Source organism: Microcystis sp. MC19 (assembly GCF_003019735.1).
Lineage (GTDB): Bacteria > Cyanobacteriota > Cyanobacteriia > Cyanobacteriales > Microcystaceae > Microcystis.
The window spans coordinates 3,318,812-3,335,112 of the sequence record NZ_CP020664.1 but is presented as its reverse complement, the minus strand read 5'-3'; the positions used below and the strand labels follow the sequence as shown (position 1 = coordinate 3,335,112).

Here is a 16,301-nt window from a genome sequence, read left to right as displayed (position 1 = left end):
GCGAACGGGCGAGGGGTAACTGGTATAATTGCGGGATAAATCACAGAGTAGTAGGCCACCTGTGTGATAATCGAGTTCATCGATCGAAATAGCGGAAAATAGAAGCGTCCCTAACTCGCATTTCCCTGAAAAATATCTCCCCATCTACCCCACTCCCGTCTTCTATTCCCCACCGATAATGGAAATCATCGCCCAATTAGAGAAAGTTTCCTATATTTATCCCGAATCCTCCAATCTAGTGCTTAAAAATATCTCTTTAGCAATTCATCGAGGAGAATTTTTAGGTATTATCGGGCCCACAGGTGCGGGAAAAACTACTCTCTGTTTAACTCTTAACGGTATTGTCCCCCAATTCTACGGAGGGCGTTTTTTTGGTTATGCAACAGTAGCCGGTTTAGATACTTTAACCCATCCCGTTAGCACCTTGGCCCGCTATGTGGGGGCAGTATTTGAAGATCCCGAAACGCAACTTTTAGCCACTTCGATAGAAAATGAAATCGCTTTTACCTTAGAAAATTTACGGCTACCGCGAGAGGAAATTAAAGCGCGTATTCCCAAAGTTTTAGCGGCAGTCCGGTTAGAGGGAATGGAAAAAAAATCGCCGGGGGAACTATCGGGAGGACAAAAACAACGATTAGCGATCGCCGCTGCCCTCGCAGTTCAGCCCGCTTTGTTAATTCTCGATGAACCCACCTCCCAACTGGATCCGGTGGGATCCCAGGAAGTTTTCGCCACCATTAAGGAGTTAAATCGCCATCTCGGTGTCACTATTGTGATGGTCTCCCACGCAGCCGAGGAAATGGCCGAATATGCCGATCGCCTTGTACTATTAAGGGAAGGTGCGATCGAAGCCATGGGAACCCCAGCAGAGATCTACTCCCAAGTACAACTTTTACAGGAAAATGCCCTGCGTCCTCCGCAAGTGGCCACTACTTTTGCCTTGATCAATCAAAAAATAGGGGCGGTCGCAACGCGCTCGCTACGCGAGATCGATTCCATTCCTGTCACCCTAGACCGCGGTTTTGCCCGTTTAAACGAGCTTAAATCCTTTTACCATCATAGAACCCCAACCCCTCCCTTATCGTCGGTTTCTGACCCCTTAAACCCCATACTGAGGGTAAAAAATCTCTGCCATACCTATCCCGATGGTACTACCGCTTTGCGGGATGTGTCCCTCGATATTGCCGAAGGGGAATATCTGCTGATTATCGGTCAAAATGGCGCAGGAAAAAGCACTTTAGTCAAGCATTTTCTCAATCTTCTCTCGGCAACCACCGGTCAAGTTATGATTGACGGACGTTCGATCGCTAGCTTTTCTGTCAGTGATTTAGCTCGATCGATCGGTTATGTAGCCCAAAATCCCGATAATCAGATTTTTAACACCACTGTGGAGAAAGAAGTATCATTTGCCCTGACTAATCTCGGTTATTCTCCAGAAATCATTATCCAACGCACGGAAGCAAGTCTAGAAGCCATGGGATTGCTAGAATATCGCTCCTATCATCCTCTCTCCTTGCCGAAAGGCGATCGAGCGCGGGTAGTGATTGCGGCAATTTTAGCCATGGAACCGCGTATAGTTGTTTTCGATGAACCCACCACCGGCCAAGATTACCAAGGGGCTAAGGCAATTTTAGAGGTCAGTCGTCAATTACACCAGATGGGCAAAACGGTGATTGTGATCACCCATCACCTCTATTTAATGCCAGAATACGCCGAAAGAGTAATTATCATGGGCCAAGGAACTATCCTTTTAGATGCCCCAATCCGGCAAGCTTATCATCAAACCGATCTCTTAGCCAAAACCTATCTAACTCCACCCCAAGCAGTTTTATTGGCACAAAAATTAGGACAACTTTCTGGTTATCCTAATTCTCTTTTAACTCCCCAGGAAATTGCCGATTGTTTTCAGAGGATTTAGCCTTGAGGCTATTTAGGGTTTGCGGCAAAAAGTTATTCGTGGGGACAGGGTGTGGGGTGTGGGGTGTGGGGTGTAGGGTTTTACCGATTTTCACCTGGTCAATTACCTAATTTTCAGGGAAAAAGTCCCTGAATTTTCCCCCCGATCACTCCCATCTCTGGTACTTTTTGATTGATAAAAAGTCTAAAAGTCTTACCCAGCAAGGTTTTTAGATTTATTCAGCAACCCCTATTTAACTGTTTCTAAGATCAACTTCGATCGCTTAACATTATCAGGTACAGGAATCGGATAATCGCCATTAAAACAGGCAGTACAGAAGGTTTTCGGATCTTCTTTCGTTGCTGTTAACATTCCATCTTGACTGAGATAAGCTAAACTATCCACCCCGATTTGTGCCTGAATTTGCGCCACCGATTTAGTTGCCGCAATTAATTGCTCTTGGTTGTCCGTATCAATGCCATAAAAACAGGGATGAGTCACCGGAGGTGAAGATATTCTCATGTGAACTTCTCTTGCTCCAGCATCGCGTAAAGCTTTAACTAATTTCCGGCTAGTGGTTCCCCGCACGATCGAATCATCAACAATAATAACTCTTTTTCCCTGTAAAACATCCTTTAAAGGATTCAATTTCATCTTAATCCCCGACTCTCTCATGTGTTGGGTTGGTTGAATAAAAGTCCGTCCCACATAACGATTTTTAATCAATCCTTCCGCGTAGGGAATATCAGAAATGCGCGAAAATCCGATCGCAGCCGGAATACCCGAATCGGGAACTCCCATCACCATATCTGCTTCTACCGGCGACTCTTTGGCTAATTGTTCCCCCAAACGTACCCGATAAGTATATAAAGATTCCTCGTGAACAATGCTATCGGGACGAGCAAAATAAATCATCTCGAAAACGCATAATTTTTTCTCCGGTTTAATGGCCCAATCCACCGAAGATAAGCCATCTTCACTAATCCAAACTAATTCCCCCGGCTGCACATCCCGCAGATAATCGGCCCCGATAATATCTAATCCGCAGGTTTCCGAAGCCAAAACATAACGGGAGGGATTACCTTCTTCTTGCAAAACCCCAATTACTAAGGGTCTGACACCATTGGGATCCCGCGCCCCGATAATTCCCGTCGGTGTGCCGATAACAAGGCTATAAGCCCCGCTACAATAGCTAAAGGCATCGATCGCCGCTTCTATCCAATCCTTGCCACTATCCACCTCCTGACCGATAGCGACGGCGATCATTTCCGAGTCGGTGGTGGTGCCGAAATCACAACCGCGCTTTTCTAATACATTTCTTAACTCAAAAGTATTGACTAAATTGCCGTTATGTGCTAAGGAAAGTTTACCCAAACGGGTTTCGATCACAGCAGGTTGGGCATTGGCGCGACGGCTAGAACCAGTGGTAGAGTAACGAGTATGACCGACGGCGTGAGTACCGGGCAAGGTTTTAAGGACAGTTTCGTTAAAAACTTGGGAAACTAAGCCCATTTCCTTGTAACAATGCACCGTTTCCCCGTCGTAGGTGGCAATACCTGCCGATTCCTGTCCTCGGTGTTGCAGGGCATAGAGTCCGAAATAGGTCAGTTTTGCTACTTCTTCCTCGGGGGCATAGAGTCCAAAAACTCCACAGGCTTCTTCAGGCTTATCGACACTGGCAAAAGATACAGATGAGTCGGGATGGCTAGACATGGGAGGGTTGGGGCTGCAGAATACTTTGGTAACAAAATCTTAACCGATCTTAATCTTCTTTTAACGATTTATTTATCAGCTATCAGCCTTTATTTACCGATATAATCGGCCATCTTATCTAGCTGACGGCCTCAAGATTACAGCCTTCTTTCGATCGCTTTTGACCAAACTTGCTGTATAGTTTCTAGACTAACATCGATCACTGGTTGTTTATTCTGGTCAAAAATCCGAAGATTCTCGCTTTTTTCGCTAACTTTGCCAGTTATTTGCCAATAGTCTCCCAATTGTATCTTTAGGTATTCTTCCCAATCTTGCCGATTTTCGGGGGAAACGGAGACAATAATGCAACTAGCTAATTCCCCGAATAACACCGCGTCAAAACGTCCCTGATGCTGCCAAGAAAGGTCAATTTCTGCCCCTAATTGGCCACTAATACAGCATTCTGCCAGAGCAGTGGCTAAACCCCCCTCCGCGCAATCGTGGGCAGATTTCACCCAACCGGCGCGAATTCCCCGACGACAGGCCGCTTGTACCTTTCTTTCTAACTCAAAATCAATTACCGGCGGTTTTCCCGTCACCAAACCGTGAATAACGGCTAAATACTCCGATGCGCCGATAGTTGGCAAGGAAAAACCCAAAATATAGATTAAATCCCCCGCTTTTTGCCAACCTTGGCCGCAAATTTGCCCGATATCCGGCACTAATCCCACCATACCAATCACGGGAGTCGGATAAATAGACTGGGGGCTGCCAGCTGCATCAACGGTTTCGTTGTACAAAGAGACATTACCCCCAGTTACTGGTGTATTCATTTCCCGACAAGCTTCGGCAATACCCTGACAAGCAGTGGCTAATTGCCAATAACCGATTGAATTCTCTGGACTTCCGAAATTGAGATTATCCGTGACAGCAATGGGGTCAGCCCCAACACAACTAAGGTTTCTGGCCGCTTCCGCCACGGCCAACTTAGCTCCGTTATAGGGATCAAGATAAACATATCGCGGATTACAATCTGTAGTCGCCGCTACACCTCGCCGAGAATTGGCGGGATTAGCACCCAGAGGACGCACGCGAATCACGGCCGCATCGGCCCCCCCGGGGAGAATAACGGTGTTATTCTGGACTTGATGATCATATTGACGATAAACCCAGCGTTTTGAGGCAATCGAGGGACTATCCAGCAGTTTTAATAAAATCTCGTTATGGGATTCGGGAATAGGAATCGTGCTATCTTGCCATAATTGAGCTTTTTGGGCGTATTCCGGCGGTTCTGTTAGTAATTCCCGATGATAAATCGGAGTATTATCGGCCAGGGCCGTGGCAGGAATTTCGGCGGCAATTTCCCCTTTAAATAATATACGGACGATCGGTTCTGCAATTACCTGGCCAGCGACCACAGCCTGAAGTCCCCAACGATGGAAAATCTCGATTAATTCGCCTTCTCGTCCCGATTCCGCCACAAATAGCATTCTTTCTTGGGATTCCGATAGCAGATATTCGTAGGGAACCATCCCGGTTTCCCGGACGGGGATTTTATCCAGGTCTAATTCAATTCCCACCCCTCCCTTGGCCGCCATCTCGGAGGTAGAACAGGTGATCCCAGCGGCCCCCATATCCTGGGCCGCCACCACCGCGCCGGTCTTAAATGCCTCTAAACAAGCTTCTATCAGGGATTTTTCCAGAAAAGGGTCGCCCACTTGCACCGCGGGCCGGTCATCCATAGATTTATCGGTTAATTCGGCACTGGCAAAACTCGCCCCTCCCATACCGTCGCGGCCGGTGGTAGAACCAACGTATAAAACCGGGTTTCCTAGGCCTTTTGCCCCAGATTTAACGATTTCCTGGGTTTCCATTAGCCCTAAAGCCATGGCATTAACGAGGGGATTGCCATTGTAGGCATTATCAAAGTATATCTCACCGCCCACCGTGGGAACGCCCACACTATTGCCATAATGACTTATTCCTTCCACGACTCCGGCAAAAATGCGCCGATTGCGGGCATCTTGCAAGTTACCAAAACGGAGGGAGTTGAGGATAGCAATGGGACGGGCCCCCATGGTAAAAATATCCCGCAGGATGCCTCCGACTCCGGTAGCGGCACCTTGTAAGGGTTCCACGGCCGAAGGGTGATTATGGGACTCGATTTTAAAGGCTAATCGCAATCCATCGCCTAAATCCACTACTCCGGCATTTTCTCCCGGTCCAACGAGAATTTTTTCGCCGGTGGTGGGGAATTGTTTGAGCAGCGGCCGGGAGTTTTTATAACAGCAGTGTTCCGACCACATCACGCCAAACATTCCTAATTCGGCTTTGTTGGGGTGTCTTCCCAGTCTCTTGACTATTTCTTCGTATTCTTCGGGTTTGATGCCTTCTGAGGCAATTTCTGCGGCAGTGAAGGGGGTAGTCATGGGAAAATGCGATCGAGGGACAAGATTTATTGTATAACGTCTGATGAGATCGAGTTACAATGCCTAGTAAAGGACAAAAAAGTTACAAGGGTTTGCGCTAGTAAAGTTAAGCTAAAGACATAGTTTTATGATCAGTTGGAACGAAACTATGGCAGTAGAAACAGCTTTATCAATGAAAGCCTTATACGATCAGGATTTTGTTCTCTGGGCTTCAAAAACCGCCCAACTTTTAAAGCTAAAAAAGTTTGATGAGGTGGACTGGGAAAATCTGATCGAGGAAGTGGAGTGCATGGGGGAAAAGTGACAGACAGGCCGTAGAGAGTTTATTAACCCAGCTTATCGAACACTTTCTTAAGTTAGCCTATCACAAATCAGAACAGGAGCGAGAAGGAAACGTCTGTCACTGGGTAGGAGAAATCGCCAGTTTCCGAACTCAACTAGGAGAGTGGCTAGAAACCGCTACTCTCAGCAACCATGCGCGGGATTATTTTCAAAAAGCCTACTCGAACGCTCGGAAAACTTTAATACAAGCGAAAGCTGTCACTGGCGACGCAATTCCTTCCTGTAGAGCCTCATTTCTCCCTCGAACAGGTATTAGATGGGGAGTGGTTCCAGGTTGATATCGATCATTACCTTAAATGTCGGATGAATGCCCCCGCTAAATTTTTCGACAAGACATCAACCTTTGCGGGGGATGAAAGCCGACCAGGATATTGACTGCGAAGCACGATTTTAATTCTATCATTTGTAGGTAAACTGTATTATACTTAATTTATCCAGGGTCGAGGATTAATCAATGCTAGTCGTAGAAGCGAAGTTAAAAAACGGGACACCAGAACAATACCAAAGACTAGATGAAGCTATCAGAACTTCTCAGTTTGTGCCTAACTCTTGTGTTCGTTAAACGACTAAAAAAAGCACAACGACGGTTATCCAAAAAGTTTCGTAAAGGGAAAAAACAGTCTAATAACTATCACAAGCAACGGACAAAGGTTGCCAAGCTTCACCTTAAAGTATCAAGACAACGTAAAGACAAAGCAATTAAAGACGCTTTGGCGTTAGTCCAGTCTAATATTCAGCAACCCCTACTTATTAATCCGGCCATCGGGCATAGTTGCACCACGGAGGTTAACTCCCATTAGATTAGCACTCATTAACTCGGCACGAGTTAGATTCGCATTACTTAAATCGGCACCGGTGAGATTGGCTCTGGCAAAGAAAGCATCAACTAAATCCGCTTCGCTGAAATTAACTCCTGAAAGATTAGCCCTTCTTAAGTCAGCATGATTCATTCTTGCCCCTTGAAAATTAGCTTGACTAAGATTAGCTCGATCGAGTTTTATTTGAGTCATAATTGCACTATGGAAATTTGCACCCATTGCCTCCGTATCGCTCATTTTTGAGCGCACTAAATTGACTCCTGCTAGATTTGCCCCCACTAAACAAGCCCCGATTAAATTAGCATCAGCAAGTAAAGCATCTTGGAGATTAGCATTAGTTAAATCCGCTTTTCTGAGGTCAACATTGCACAAATTAGCTTCCTTTAAATTGGCTCCTACTAGATTAGCTCGCACCAGATCAACTCCTTTCATATTAGCCCCTTGCAGGTCGGTGCGGTAGAAATTAGCACCTTGTAAATTAGTGTTATGATTCTTCTTTTCCTGACGCATATTTGTTCCCCGCAAACAAGCACCAGTCAGGTTAGCACCACTTAAATCAGCCCCCCGTAAATCCGCACCGATTAAGTTAGCATCAAGTAAAGTCGCTAGGGTTATATCGCTATCACGAAGATTAGCCCCTTGTAGCAGCGCTCCGTGTAAATTGGCACTGCGTAAATCTGCCCCATTTAAGTCAGCTTGGTTGAGACTAGCACCGCTTAAATTAGCTGCCACCAGATTAGCTTGAGCGAGATTAGCCCGGTTAAGATAGGTAAAGAGAAGATTGGCTCCGTGTAGATCTGCTTCATTTAAAACAATGCCAATTAAGTCAGCACCAACTAAATTAACTCCTGGTAATCTTAAGCCACTAAATTGAGTTTCTCCTGCGGCATAACGGGCAATTAATTCGGTGGGTTTCATAGGTGGAATATCCAGAGAAATTTGGGTAAAAAATTAAAGAATTTTTTGTAAAGCTTGCACCAGAATACTGGCGGTCTGAACGTAAGCATCCCTATCCATTTGGTTTTGAGCAATATTGTATAGTTCAATTTCGATATCCTTGAGAGATTTGCTGCTTTGGATCAGTTGTTGTAGTAAATCTTCTAGGGTATAACTTCGCAGGATTGACCAATCTTGACCGCTCCGGTCCCAAGGATGAAATAGGAGCGAGAAAATCAATATTTTGGCTCGTAAAGGATTAGCATACTGGAAAATTTCTAAACGAATTTCAAAGGGGTCGTAGGCAGGAATTTGTGGGAAATTCCTGGGGTTTTTATTTAAGAAAGCTGGCTCGGCAAAATGCAATTCCATGGCTAATTGCGGTTCATTTATATCGATGACCCCAGCGGCAAAATCCACAGGTTCACTTCTAGATGGGGAGAAAGATGCGGTTTTAGTCGCAGAATCAGAATCATTATTTAGATGAACTAGCTGAGGGTTCAAGATTTGACTTTTTGACTCATTATTCTCCTCCTCTTCTTCCTCATCCTTATTAGTGTCGTAAAGAGGCTCTAGCTGGGTAAGAATAATATCGGCTAGTCCTAGGTAGAGAGCTTTTTTATTAATATTTTCGGCAATTTGGTTGAGAGTTTGTCCCAAGCTGAGGAAATTGGGATTGTTTCGCTGCAGTTCTAAAATAATATTGGTTAAGCCATAACTATTAATCACCGCTTGATCGTTTTCCCAACGATTTTTACAAGCGGCAAACATTAGTTTTTGAATTCTCGCCTTCTCTCGATGATTTTCTAGGCTACTAACCACCTGTCTTAATAAATTGTCTTCCTGGTTGTTGACATCATTATTAACGGTGCTAAAGCTAGGGTTAACTTCGAGTTCTACTGGTAATAATTGAGTGTCATGGGTGGCATCAATATTACTATATAATTGACTGATTTGCTCGATAATAACCGTGGCTACGCTCCGATAAACTTGAGGACGATTGAGGGTTTTAACTAATTTATAAACAGAAAAAGTTAATTGTTCTTTACTGGTTTGGAGCCGCACTAACTCCTTCACCAAGTCTTCCATAGCCACAGGGTTTAAAATATTAGGATCATTTTCCCAATATTTTTTACAGATACAAAAGATTAATTTTTTGATCCGTAATTTTTCTTCGTGGCTGTCGAGATAGTGAACTACGTCATTAAAAACGTCGATGGATAATTGCATAGTAACCTCTGATCCGAGAAAGGAGCCAGCTCTCGCACACCTCTACTATAGCGGTATGCTATTGGTCTCTCGCTAGTCCGCTTGCCAGAATATATAAGTTATTCTTAGCCTTTAGTGCCTGAAAATATCCTAGCCTAAAAGCGTGGCACTATTTAGTTCAGGTTGCTGGATCTAGTCTATCTTCTCTAAGAGTACCAAGCCTAATTCCTAAAATTAGCAAAAGATTATTTTTTCGTCTGGCTCGTTTTTAGTACAAGTGTTCGGATAAAATCGGAGTAAAGTCTTTAAGTTTAGGCAATTGATGCCCGATAGGGTTAGAGTAATCGGGGAGAAACTGATTTATCGAGAGGCCATATCATCCCATGCTAGAACTCTACCAATTTGAATTATCTGCCTATTGTGAGAAAGTCCGTCTCATTCTCGACTATAAGGGACTTGCCTATAAAAAAAAGGACGTGGTGCCAGGGGTGGGACAATTGGAATTATTCCGTCTTTCCGGACAGCGCCAGGTCCCCGTCCTCAAGGATGGTGATACCTATATCGCTGACTCGACGGAGATTGCTTTTTATCTCGATCGCAAGTATCCCGAAAAACCAATTATCCCCACAGACCCCCTACAACGGGGTCAATGTTTATTAATCGAAGAATGGGCCGATGAATCCCTCGGATTAAAGGGAAGAACCGCTTTTCTCGGCGCTTTTGCCCAAAATAAAAACTTTCGTACCGCTTTTTTACCCCAGGAAACTCCCGATTTGATGCGCTTGTTGCTGGGTTCTATGCCGGGGGAATTAATTGATATTTTGGGAACGGGTGTAGGTCTGGGAAAAGATGCTATCAATACCGCAAAAAAGGGGCTACAACAGGATTTAGAGGCTTTGAACCTCATTTTAACCAATCGTCCCTATTTAGTCGGGGATCAGCCCAGTTTAGCCGATTTGGCCGTGGCGGGATTAAGTGTACTGCTTCAGTTTCCCCAGGGTTCCTATCTCCACTTACCCAGGGAATTGCAAGGCAAGGGGATTCCAGGGTTAGCCGATAATAGCGCCTACGAGGGCTTTTTTGCTTGGCGCGATCGTCTTTATCGTCAATACCGTCAAACTATCACCCCGGGGGGTTCCACCCCTCCTCTAGATTCCCCCAACTCCATCGAGATCGAATAGCAGAACTTGACTAGGGTGGCGGGGTCTGGGGTGTGGGGTTTGGGGTGTAGGGTGTGGGGTGTGGGGTGTAGGGTGTGGGGTGTAGGGTGTGGGGTGTGGGGAGATTAAATAAAAGCAATCTACTGATCACTGATCACTGATCACTGATTACTGATTACTGTTAAGATTCCCGTAAAACGTAGCCCACACCACGCACGGTATGAATGAGGCGTTTTTGACCACCAGCCTCCATCTTCAGGCGTAAATAGCGAATATACACCTCAATAACGTTTGATTCTCCTTGAAATTCGTCTCCCCAGACATTTTCGAGAATTTGCTCCCTTGATAATACTTCCTTCGGGTGAATCATTAGGTAGCGCAGCAGTTCAAATTCTTTCATCGTCAACTCAATATTTTTGTTTTTATAGGAGAGACGACGACTGGCTAAATCTAATACTAAGTCACCGAAGCGCAATTGTTCGGGGATAGTTTCCAGAGGCTGCAGATAAAAACGGATTAATTTGACAAAAGATTGCGAATTATAGGGTTTGAGAAAATAATCGTCGGCTCCCGCTTCCAAACAGGCGAGACGTTCTTCTAGGGTTTCTTGAGATACTAACAAAATAATATAAACTCGACTCCCCTGGGAACGGAGATGACGACAAAAAGTTACACCCGCTTCCCCCGCTAGGAAGCGATCGAGTATAATCATCGCTGGCTGCCAGCTTTCCACTTCTGGGAAAGCGCTATCAATGCTAGGCACGATCAGGGGGCGATAACCTGCTTCTTTCAAGTCCGCACTGGCTAGTTTAGCGATATTCTCCTCAATTCCCACCAAGAGAATCGAAGAACTCGGGACGGATGTACTCATGAGCGGAAGGGGTAAAGAAATAGAGAAGATAGGGAGGCGACTAGCTAATTATACTTAATTGATTCTTGCCCAACCGATTTGATAAAAAAGTTAACGCTGTGGTGCGTTGGACAAAATTACCATTGATAGACCAACCGGTTACTTGATCGGGGGACGACCAGAGGCTAAGATGATCCACCGGCGGATCCGCATAAAAATTTTCTCCACCGCTACCCAGTAAACAGGAACTCCAATGGGTAAAATAATCGTGACTCAGGCGATAAATGGGAAAATTACCGATTAATGGCACTCCCCACCCGTCCAGAGCTATTAAAGCTGCAATTTTTGCCCCTTGAGCTTGCCAATAATGGGCTAAAGCGATCGCATTTACCACCCCCGCACTAAACCCAATTAAGGTTAGGTCTTCTCCCGGTGAAAAAGCTTCATTTAAGCAAGCAAAAGGCGAAATAATAATATAGCGACTTAATTTGACCGATTGGCTCCCCAGATGTCCTAAAAAATTCTCGGTCAATCTAGAATCATGAAAACCTGTACAAATTACCAAAGACATAAAGTTAAGTAAAAATCTATGAGGGGTCAGTTATCAGTTATCAGTAATCAGTAATCAGTTATCAGTCATCAGTCATCAGTTTTTTCTCCCTGCTCCCCTACTCCGTCTCCCCACACCCCACACCCTACACCCTACACCCCACACCCCACACCCCACACCCCACTTCCTCACTTCCCCACTTCCCCACACCCCACTTCCCCACTTCCCCACTCTGCCATAACTACTCCTGCATACTTTGTGCTTTTTGTCAAAAAAACTTTTTTTTTGCAATAAAACTACACAAAAAAAAGATCATCGTTGTGGGTGAAATTGACCGATTTACCTGTCGTAATTGGGATCACCCTCTAGGTGTGGCAAGGGTTTCAATCATTGCTGCCCAAAAAAGCACAAAATAACCCATTATGAAATTCAGTAAAATCGCTGTAACCATGATAACATCGTTGTTAAATAAAAATCTTTCTCAATTAATTCTTAAGAATTTGTAAATATTGCGGAATGTTAATTTAAATATTCTCAAGTCTTTGGAGTCAATAAATAATTTTTACTTATCTTTGTCGAACATTGGGTGAGAAGGCAGGAAGCAGCTTTTTTCTCCCTGCTCCCTGCTCTCTGCTCCCTGCTCCCTTCTTCCCAATTCATAATTCATAATTCATAATTCATAATTACCCAATGGCCAATCAAGGTTGGATTTATCGAGATAAAATTAGCAGAAATCAGGCAGGATTAAGCCTATTAGCCTACTATACGGGCAAATATCCCCATTCTAGCCCAGAAGAATGGCTCGATCGCATTTTATCAGCAGCAATTCTCGTCAACGGTCGTCCCGCTTGCCCCGATACAATCTTGGAAATCGGGCAGCAATTGACCTATCAGCGCCCGCCCTGGACAGAACCGGATGTACCGCTCCTTTTTGAGGTACTCTACGAGGATGCCGAGGTGTTAGTGGTGGCGAAACCTTCGGGATTACCCGTGTTAGCGGGGGGTGGATTTCTCGAACATACTCTTATCCATTTGGTACATCAGCATTATGCCGAGGTCACTCCCTATCCGATTCATCGTCTTGGTCGCGGCACTTCGGGCATAGTCTTAATGGCGAAATCAAAGCCCGCCAGAGCTAAATTGAGTCAACAGATGCGGGAGGGGAAAATTACCAAAATATATCGAGCTTTAGTTGGTCAGGGCGACATACCAGATAATTTTACTATTAATCAAGCGATCGGGAAAATCGCCCATCCCATTTTAGGCTACGTTTACGGTGCGCTCACAGATGGGTTATCGGCCCGCAGTGATGGTCGAGTCTTAAAAAAACATCCCGATAGTACCCTATTAGAAGTAGAAATTTTTACGGGCAGACCCCATCAAATTCGCATTCATCTGGCCTTTTTTGGCTATCCTTTAATCGGTGATCCCTTGTATGGCGTGGGAGGATTACCGCGACCGGATGCAGTGCCGGGAGATTGTGGTTATTATCTCCATGCCAATCAAATCCTTTTCAATCATCCCAGTACAGGGGAAAGAATCTCTATTTCCTGTCAGCCGCCACCAGAATTAGTCAATAGACTTCTTGCAGAAGTCAGGCAACAGAAAGAAGAATAGATGCTTTCAGCATCAGGATTGATTACTTTTTGACTTTTGCAAGAGGTTTAATAGCGCAAATCTCCAAATCTAGCAATATTTAGGGTTGGCTGAACAAATCTAAAAACCTTGTGGGATAATATCTTTAGGCTTTTTTGATCTCAAAAAGTGCCAGTCGAGAGTGATCGGGGCGAAAATTGAGGGACTTTTTCCCTGAAAATTGGGTAATTGACCGTCTGAAAATGGGTAAAACCCCACACCCCACACCCCACACCCTACACCCCACACCCTACACCCTACACCCTACACCCCACACCCTGCACCCAGGAAAAACTTTTTGCCGCAGACCCTATTTAAACCCCCCCAAGCCGGATGACAAGCGATCACTAAAAGACCACTTCGGTAATCACACCCTCAATCGCTCCGAAGCGAGAGCGAGAACCTAAGACAATTCGATACAATATTGTCAACAAGCATTAAGCGATTTAAACTATCGATCGAAGGTAAAAGTCCCGAAGTTATCGAAATCTAGGGGGAGACAAAAACAAGCATGGGTAGAGTAGTAGGCATTGATCTAGGGACAACTAACTCCGTCGTCGCCGTGATGGAAGGCGGAAAGCCGGTGGTCATCGCCAACTCGGAGGGCATGAGAACCACCCCTTCTGTGGTCGGTTTTAATAAAGATGGGGAGTTAGTGGTCGGTCAAATGGCCCGGCGACAAGGGGTACTCAATCCCCAGAACACCTACTATGGAGTCAAACGCTACATAGGTCGTCGCTACTCGGAATTAAACCCCGAATCGAAGCGCGTCCCCTACACCATCCGCCGGGATGAGATGGGCAATATCAAAATTAAATGCCCCCGTCTGCAAAAAGAATTCGCCCCTGAAGAAATTTCCGCCCTAGTTTTACGCCGATTAGCCGAAGAAGCCAGCCGTTATCTAGGGGAAGAAGTCACCGGGGCCGTAATCACTGTCCCCGCCTATTTTAATGACTCCCAACGTCAAGCCACCCGGGATGCGGGCCGAATCGCCGGGTTAGAAGTGCTGCGGATTCTCAACGAACCCACCGCCGCTGCCCTTGCCTACGGTCTCGATGAACAGGAAAGCAAGAAAATCCTCGTTTTTGACCTGGGGGGCGGTACTTTTGATGTTTCTATCCTGGAAGTGGGTGACGGCGTTTTTGAGGTGAAAGCCACCAGTGGCGACACCCAATTAGGCGGTAATGATTTCGATAAAAGAATCGTCGATTGGTTAGCCAATCAATTTTTGGAACAGGAAGGCGTGGAGCTGCGCCAAGACCGGCAAGCACTACAAAGACTGACAGAAGCGGCAGAAAAAGCCAAAATTGAACTGTCTGGGGTCAGTGTCACCGATATTAATCTACCCTTTATCATCGCCACGGAAGACGGGCCCAAACACATCGAAACTCGCCTGAGTCGGGCCCAATTTGAGGAATTATGTGGCGATTTAATCAGTCGTCTCCGTCGTCCTCTCAAACGGGCCCTTTCTGATGCCGGTTTGTCCCCCGTCCAACTAGACGAAGTGGTACTGGTGGGCGGCGGCACGCGGATGCCGGTGGTGAAGGATTTGGTGCGGAGTTTTATCGATAGGGAACCCAATCAAAATGTTAACCCTGATGAGGTTGTAGCGGTCGGGGCGGCTATTCAAGCGGGAATTTTGGGCGGCGAGGTCAAAGACGTGCTGCTCCTCGATGTGACCCCTTTATCCTTGGGTTTAGAAACCATCGGCGGTGTGATGAAAAAGTTAATCCCCCGCAATACCACTATTCCCGTCCGCAGATCTGACCTTTTTTCCACTTCCGAAAATAATCAAACTGTGGTGGAAATTCACGTTTTGCAGGGGGAAAGGGAAATGGCCAGCGATAATAAATCCCTGGGACGTTTTAAATTAACCGGTATCCCCCCCGCACCCCGGGGTATTCCCCAAGTGCAGGTGTCCCTCGATATCGATGCTAACGGCATTCTACAAGTCACCGCTAGGGATAAAATGACCGGACGGGAGCAAAGTGTCACCATTCAAGGAGCTTCTACCCTCAGCGAAGGGGAAATTAACCGCATGATCGGCGATGCTGCCCGATTTGCCGAAGCAGATCGTACCCGTCGCGAAAAGGTGGATAAACGCAATCGCGCCCGCTCTCTGGTGGATCAAGCCCAACGACGCTTAAAAGATGTTACTCTCGATTTTGGTAATGAGTTCACCCGTTCCTATCGTCGTCAAATTGAGTCTTTGAGTACGGAAATTATCGACGCTTTGGAGAAAAATGATGACCGTCGCCTCGATCGCGCCCAGGCGGACCTACAGGATGTTATCTATGAATTAAATCGCGAGGTACGGCTACAATACGACGAGGAAGACGAGGGCTTTTTTAGCGCTATTCGCAAGACTTTTACTGGAGATAAGGAAGATGATCTTCCCTCCGAACCGCGTCGCGATCGTTATCGTCAGGATTATCGTCCCACTACACCGGGTTATCAAAGTGATTATCGACCCAATTATTCGGCTAATCAAGATAGTTATCGCCCCCGCAATCAGGACAATTACTACAATGGCCGCGATAGCGATTGGCAAAGTCCCCCCCGTTCGGAGGAAAAAAGTTATAACAATAGTAAAAGTAACCGCAGCAGCGGCAATCGTTCCCGCAATATCCCCACCCAAAATAACTGGGATGATGACGATGATGATTGGTTTTAATCAGTGATCAGGGAACAGTAATCAGTAAACAGTAATCAGTAAAAAAACAGTGGGAAACTACTATTTAATACTGCTCGCTTAATACATACTGCTCACTTAGAACTCAAAT

At 45.7% G+C, this 16,301-nt stretch carries 10 protein-coding genes and 2 pseudogenes; 6 read left to right on the top strand and 6 right to left on the bottom strand.

The genetic code is table 11. The features are described from left to right. The first annotated feature begins 178 nt into the window (after positions 1-178). The gene (locus B5D77_RS17015; protein WP_106909261.1) at positions 179-1,918 is read left to right on the top strand and encodes an ABC transporter ATP-binding protein; all 1,740 of its coding nucleotides are present in this window, start codon (positions 179-181) and stop codon (positions 1,916-1,918) included. Positions 1,919-2,146: 228 nt separating this feature from the next. Here the strand turns inward: B5D77_RS17015 and purF are convergent, their stop codons facing one another. Both purF and purL read right to left on the bottom strand, forming a co-directional pair. Beyond that, positions 2,147-3,610, bottom strand: a complete 1,464-nt coding sequence (gene purF / locus B5D77_RS17010; protein ID WP_106909260.1) for an amidophosphoribosyltransferase — start codon at positions 3,608-3,610, stop codon at positions 2,147-2,149. A gap of 137 nt (positions 3,611-3,747) precedes the next feature. Next, complete coding sequence (gene purL / locus B5D77_RS17005) at positions 3,748-6,018, bottom strand: phosphoribosylformylglycinamidine synthase subunit PurL (RefSeq protein WP_106909259.1); 2,271 nt, start codon at positions 6,016-6,018, stop codon at positions 3,748-3,750. A 148-nt stretch (positions 6,019-6,166) separates the two neighbouring features. Here purL and B5D77_RS17000 point away from each other — a divergent pair. Beyond that, a pseudogene (locus B5D77_RS17000) lies at positions 6,167-6,651 on the top strand (DUF29 domain-containing protein); the annotation flags it as partial. Between the two features lie 269 nt (positions 6,652-6,920). Further along, positions 6,921-7,091: pseudogene (locus B5D77_RS16990) on the top strand (transposase); the annotation flags it as partial. A 12-nt stretch (positions 7,092-7,103) separates the two neighbouring features. Here the strand turns inward: B5D77_RS16990 and B5D77_RS16985 are convergent. Both B5D77_RS16985 and B5D77_RS16980 read right to left on the bottom strand, forming a co-directional pair. Next, positions 7,104-8,096 carry a pentapeptide repeat-containing protein gene (locus B5D77_RS16985; RefSeq protein WP_008203086.1) on the bottom strand — a complete coding sequence of 331 codons (993 nt, stop codon included), beginning with the start codon at positions 8,094-8,096 and terminating at the stop codon, positions 7,104-7,106. 33 nt (positions 8,097-8,129) lie between these two features. Beyond that, complete coding sequence (locus B5D77_RS16980) at positions 8,130-9,344, bottom strand: hypothetical protein (protein WP_008203084.1); 1,215 nt, start codon at positions 9,342-9,344, stop codon at positions 8,130-8,132. 362 nt (positions 9,345-9,706) lie between these two features. Here B5D77_RS16980 and B5D77_RS16975 point away from each other — a divergent pair, with 362 nt between their 5' ends. Then, a complete protein-coding gene (locus B5D77_RS16975) occupies positions 9,707-10,504 on the top strand; it encodes a glutathione S-transferase family protein (protein WP_008203081.1) in 798 nt (265 codons plus the stop codon). 160 nt (positions 10,505-10,664) lie between these two features. Here B5D77_RS16975 and nblR read toward each other — a convergent pair whose 3' ends face one another. Further along, on the bottom strand, positions 10,665-11,354 hold the full coding sequence (gene nblR / locus B5D77_RS16965; RefSeq protein WP_106909258.1) for a response regulator transcription factor NblR: 690 nt from the start codon (positions 11,352-11,354) through the stop codon (positions 10,665-10,667). 40 nt (positions 11,355-11,394) lie between these two features. Beyond that, positions 11,395-11,904 (bottom strand): hypothetical protein, encoded by a 510-nt coding sequence (locus tag B5D77_RS16960; protein ID WP_106909257.1) that lies wholly within the window; start codon positions 11,902-11,904, stop codon positions 11,395-11,397. A gap of 669 nt (positions 11,905-12,573) precedes the next feature. Here B5D77_RS16960 and B5D77_RS16950 point away from each other — a divergent pair. Next, positions 12,574-13,500 (top strand): RluA family pseudouridine synthase, encoded by a 927-nt coding sequence (locus B5D77_RS16950; RefSeq protein ID WP_106909256.1) that lies wholly within the window; start codon positions 12,574-12,576, stop codon positions 13,498-13,500. Positions 13,501-14,029: 529 nt separating this feature from the next. Beyond that, on the top strand, positions 14,030-16,192 hold the full coding sequence (gene dnaK, locus B5D77_RS16940) for a molecular chaperone DnaK (RefSeq protein ID WP_106909254.1): 2,163 nt from the start codon (positions 14,030-14,032) through the stop codon (positions 16,190-16,192). Positions 16,193-16,301: the final 109 nt, after the last annotated feature.